Origin of the sequence: Rhizobium sp. BK251 (assembly GCF_004345245.1) — a bacterium.
Classification (GTDB): Bacteria; Pseudomonadota; Alphaproteobacteria; order Rhizobiales; family Rhizobiaceae; genus Rhizobium.
On sequence record NZ_SLUQ01000027.1, the window covers coordinates 1 to 4,922 of the forward strand.

At 58.1% G+C, this 4,922-nt stretch carries 4 protein-coding genes and 1 pseudogene; 1 reads left to right on the plus strand and 4 read right to left on the minus strand.

Annotated features, from left to right (window positions below; all coding sequences use genetic code 11):
- Window positions 1-142: 142 nt before the first annotated feature.
- Window positions 143-589 (minus strand): hypothetical protein, encoded by a 447-nt coding sequence (locus EV286_RS32720; protein WP_245500906.1) that lies wholly within the window; start codon window positions 587-589, stop codon window positions 143-145.
- A 560-nt stretch (window positions 590-1,149) separates the two neighbouring features.
- Here EV286_RS32720 and EV286_RS31800 point away from each other — a divergent pair.
- On the plus strand, window positions 1,150-1,761 hold the full coding sequence (locus EV286_RS31800; protein ID WP_132961212.1) for a PRC-barrel domain-containing protein: 612 nt from the start codon (window positions 1,150-1,152) through the stop codon (window positions 1,759-1,761).
- A gap of 319 nt (window positions 1,762-2,080) precedes the next feature.
- Here the strand turns inward: EV286_RS31800 and EV286_RS31805 are convergent, their stop codons facing one another.
- The 3 genes and pseudogenes from EV286_RS31805 to EV286_RS32255 all read right to left on the minus strand — a co-directional run.
- The gene (locus EV286_RS31805) at window positions 2,081-2,467 is read right to left on the minus strand and encodes a GNAT family N-acetyltransferase (protein WP_132961215.1); all 387 of its coding nucleotides are present in this window, start codon (window positions 2,465-2,467) and stop codon (window positions 2,081-2,083) included.
- Window positions 2,468-2,549: 82 nt separating this feature from the next.
- The gene (locus EV286_RS31810; RefSeq protein WP_132961213.1) at window positions 2,550-4,115 is read right to left on the minus strand and encodes an EAL domain-containing protein; all 1,566 of its coding nucleotides are present in this window, start codon (window positions 4,113-4,115) and stop codon (window positions 2,550-2,552) included.
- A 348-nt stretch (window positions 4,116-4,463) separates the two neighbouring features.
- A pseudogene (locus EV286_RS32255) lies at window positions 4,464-4,922 on the minus strand (Ti-type conjugative transfer relaxase TraA); the annotation flags it as partial.

A 4,922-nucleotide genomic window follows, 5' to 3' on the forward strand; every position in this document is an offset into this window, starting at 1 on the left:
GGCCGGAGCGACGCTCGAACCCAATGAAACCGCAAACCAATGAGGGGTCAGTTCTTCAATTCGGCAAAGGGGTCAATTCCTCGATTCGCTTGACACGTGCCACTAGAACGGCTTGAGATTCAATCGAATTGCTCGCTACGACCTACCTATGGCGGTTGCCGCCGACTGCAGAATCGTCGGCCGGATCTGGATCGGCTATTGCGGCATCCTTGAGGAATTGGGCTGCTTCGACTAGCGCATTCGTGACTTCTTGTCTTGCCCACCCGGCCTCGTTTGCCGCTGCAATGATCTCCTCCAAAGCAAAATTGGCAGCGACCTTCGCCTCGTCGCAACGAACAGCCTTATCGTCGGTCGTAGGCGCGGGAAACCGGATAGTTGGGCGCTCCACCCACGGCTCTGTCAGGGCTCGCAATTCATCCCGGCCAATGAACTCATCGGTTGCTCCGGGGGCGTGATCGGGATGAGAAACGGTGACATCCATCTGCTCTGGGAGTGAGAGCGCTTGCTCTGTATTCATGAGGCCGACGGCCACTTGGTCTCCGCCCTCGCTGGTGACCTTCACTTCGACGATCTTTTTGTCCTCGGCCATGGTCGTCTCCTTCTAAAAGGAAACTCCCGCGACGTTCTTCTGTGCCGGACCCGATCTTAAGGGTCGATAGCCCGACTGGATGCGATGGAGGTTTTTGAGTTCGAACGGCAGAGCCGAGACTGTCTTCCTTGGAGAAAAGGTTCGGATGTAACGTGTTTCGGGCTGTTTACGTGCCTAAAGGCATCTCCCTGAAAGCTTGTTCGTTCTCCCCACCGGAGGCAATCGCGCCAATGCGAAACGCGGCAAGGTGCAAAGGTTGCCGATAGGCGCGCGAGAGTCGATAGCGCCGGAGGACCAGTTCTTTTAGTTATCTCTATGCACACTGGCTCATGTGGTGCACCTCGTCGTGCAAGAGCCGCGCGGCTGCCACCACACCACATAGCCATGGGAGGAGAGCCCTCGGCACATTGATCGGCCGCTTTTCTGGGCGCAGCTTCCGCGTCACCGGAACCAATTGCTGGTTGACCCATTTCCCTTTCGAACCGGCTCGGAACACGGTGCTCAAAATGAACGCATCGCCGGGCTCAGGATCAACGATCTGATTGAAAGGTAGGTTCAATATGACCAGCAAACTCCTCACCACGGTTGCCGCAGGTGCGTTGTTCGCAACGGCACTTGCTCCGGCAGCATTCGCACAGAGCGCCACGACGCCGGCCGAACCCGCCCCGTCGGTCGAGTCCACGCAGCCCGCTTCGCCCGTCACCCCTGCTCCGGCCCTCCCGGCCGACAACGCGCAGGCACCGGCGGCGGCTCCGTCGACCGATACGGCCCAGGCACCGGCTGCCTCAGGCAGCTATCTGACCGAACAGTCGGCTGACCAGATCAGCGCCAACACCTATATCGGCCAGTCCGTCTACAACGCCAACAACGAGAGCATTGGTGACATCAACGACCTGATCATGCAGAAGGAAGGCGGCCTTGTTGCCGCAGTGGTCGGTGTCGGCGGCTTCCTTGGCATCGGCGAGAAGAACGTCGCCGTTCCGATGGACAAGATCACTGTCGCGCAGAACACGCAGGACGGCACGGTAAAGCTGACGACCTCCGAAACGGCTGACTCACTGAAGGCCGCACCGGAATTCAAGACGCTTGAGATGCAGTCAGCGGAACGCGCACCTGCAACGGGTATGATGCCGACGGACAATACCTCGACGTCGTCCACCACCAATAAATAGCTCCCCTTCGGGAGGCGCAGGCGCTGCGGCGGCGTTGAATAACCAACGTCGCCGCTTCTCTTTGGATCACAGCAGAGAACAGTACATGCGGTAGGCGTAATGTTCGAGGCAGTACCAGCTATAATCGCCAGAAGCCTCGGCCTCGGATGTATTGTACACTCGCTCTTGTCCGGTCGGCTTATCCAAACAGCCGGCAATTGCCCCAGCTGTACCGGGGCATTTTTGATGCTCTCTCCACCTAATCGAGGAGAAGTGTCTAACGGCACATTGATATGCGCCACGCTCTCAGCGACCGCCGCCTATGAGTAGCATCAGGTCGTCACTTAAGCTTCATAAGTCCCGCCTCGGTATGCCGAAATCCGCAAGTCCGATAGAAGGAAATCAGATGTGGTTGGAAGTCGACGTGCATCCACGTTGCTCCGCGTTCTCGAGCGACATTTGAAGCCTTCATCACCATGCGAGTAGCGATACCCTGTCTTCGCATCCCAGGATCGACACAGGTGTCCAGGACAAAGGCGTGGATACCGCCGTCCCAGGCCACGTTCACGAAGCCGACAAGCCTTTCATCGGCATAGGCTCCTATATGCACGAGGCTGCGTGACAAGACGTTAGAGAAGTTTCTGGGTGCAGGACTTCTCCAAGCCTCTGCCCAAAGTACATTTAGTTCGTCTTGGGACGGAAACGGATCGATTCTAAGCACCGCCATGTGGCTGCTTTCCATATTTGGGCTCCATGACGATAGCTCGACAATCTTGTTGATTGGATGATCTCGTGTGCGCAATCAACGTCTAGTGTTCAGCCTTGAAAGAAACGAGTTTATCGAATGAGAGAGGCCGGGAAATAATCCAGCCCTGTCCATAGCAGGGGGGATTGGTGGAGGCAAAATAGGCATACTGGGCTTGGGTCTCGATACCCTCAACGACAACCCGGAGGTCAAGCGCATTCGCCATCTCCAGAATCTGGGGCACGATCGACACCTTAACGGAATCCGTGCCAACACTTTTGGTGAAAGCCCTGTCCAGTTTGATGACGTCCAGGTTCAAGCCCTGGAGATGCGCAAGGCTCGAGTAGCCTGTGCCAAAATCATCGAGATAAACTGGATGGCCCAGTTGGCGCAGTCTGGCAATCGCCGAAATGGCGATGTCCTGCCGGGCAGTTGACCGTTCGGTCAGTTCAAGGCCAATCTGTCGCCTGATGATACCGGAAGCGTCAAGCGCCTGCTCAAGAACCACGTAGAAATTGGGATCGGTCAAATCGGCCGCAACGATGTTCACGGTGATGGTCATTTCAGGATAGTCGCGCAGCATCGGCCCTGCGGTGCGGGTCACGTGTCGAATGACGTATGCGGTGATCTCTCCGGCGGTTCCATCGCTCTCTGCTGCCGATATAAAAGTATCCGGAGGGATAGCGTTGCCCTCGCGGTCGCTCCATCGGATAAGCGCTTCAGCTGAAACCATGCGACCGGAGCGTAGGTCGACAATCGGTTGAAACACCAGTGTCAGCTGGTTCGAACGCAAGGCTTCTCTGAGCCGCGTGCTTAGCGGTTTCGGCGAGGTGCGCAGGAGGAAGCCGATCGAGCTTAGAAATCCGCCGAGAAGGAGGCCGAGTGCGCCGAAGCCAGAAACGAACTTTGACTGTCGGGCGATTGCTTCCGATCGGTTTAGCGCCGCAGTCGCGCATATGAAATAATCCTTGGAACAGTCGACACGAATGAGGTCGATACCGGTATCCACCGATTTGTCCGTGCGGGCTATCAGTACGCTGTCATCAACGAGGCGCCGGCCCCATGAACGCACAACACCGCGCTTGTCCGGATCGACCATGGCTATAGCGTAACGGAATGGCTGGTAGGCCAGATCGAGAAATGCCGAGGGGTCGACTACCGCATTCGCACTTCCGGCCTCCACGACGAGAGCGGTAACTCCCTCAGCCAAGCGAAGCGGTGTGTTCACCCAAATTTTGTGGCCGTCCGCGGTGGAAAGGTCCGGTGGCCGTATTTCGAAGGGTGGCGTGACCACACCGAGAAAGCTCGAGCAGGCGAGCTTTTTGTCGACCAACCGTCCCACATCTTTAATATAACGCGCCGTGAAGGCAATTTTCCTTAAATGTTCTAGGTCATCCGACCCGCAAGCATCGCCCTGAAGGCGGTTGGCTTCGGCAAGGGCGCTGTTGATTTCCCGGGCAATCAACTCCGCCCGATCCAAAAGGGTGTTTGCATAGTGGTCGACATCGGCACGAGCCATTGAAAGAGCGATGGTCCGCGCCCCAACAAGGCCCAGAGCCCCTGTCAGCAATGCAGCGATCAAGCAAATAGAGATCGCCGATTTATCGAGAAGGCGAACGACGTGTTTCATCCTCTCCCAGATACAGCCTCCAAAGCCTCCTAAATGGGACCCAGGCGACAGCTCCACTGATGCAACCACTAATGCGCGCGTTAGACTACTTCGGTCAACACTTTTGACGGGTCGCGAGCGGCGTCCGCGCGTGGATAGAACGATACGCAGCCAAGTCGCATCGCAAGTCCTTCGTACCCCTCTCGATGGCGGAGAGGGGATCCGGGATGATTCTATCCGGCTGCTCACCCGCCAGCGGCCTGGACGCAAAGCGGAAACTTCGCATTGGGTCTTCTTCTAAGACCCTTGCCGCCCGCAGCCTTCGGTGCTGCGTGGCGTCTTTGGCCCTCTCCGCTGAAACGCCCTCTCTCACATCCCCAATCCCAGCCCCTTGTTGAGACTCCGCTTCAATTCATACTGACGCGACAGCTCGGCCCGCTGCGCCCGATCGACGATGCGTGCGATGTCTTTGATGCGCGCGATCTTCGCTGCGTCCTCGGCTTCCAGCCGGTCGAGCTCCTTGTTGAACGCGCGCGGGTCGGCACTGCCAAACCGCCGCTCAAGCGCCTGGGCGATGGTCTTCGCCTCCTCGAGCGCCTGTTTGCCCTCCGGCGTGGCGGACAGCTGCTCCAGGAATTTCGGCTTCTCCGCCCGGGCCAGCTGATCGAACTGCCTCAGGATCGCCTCGCTGTGAGGGGTGAGCCCCGGAATCTCGACGACATCGCGCCTCTCACGCATCCAGGCTTCGGACTGACGCGCCGCCTCGAACCGACGCTCCCAGACGAGGCCAGCTGCGGCCACATGATGGCCGAGCGCCCTGGCATGGTG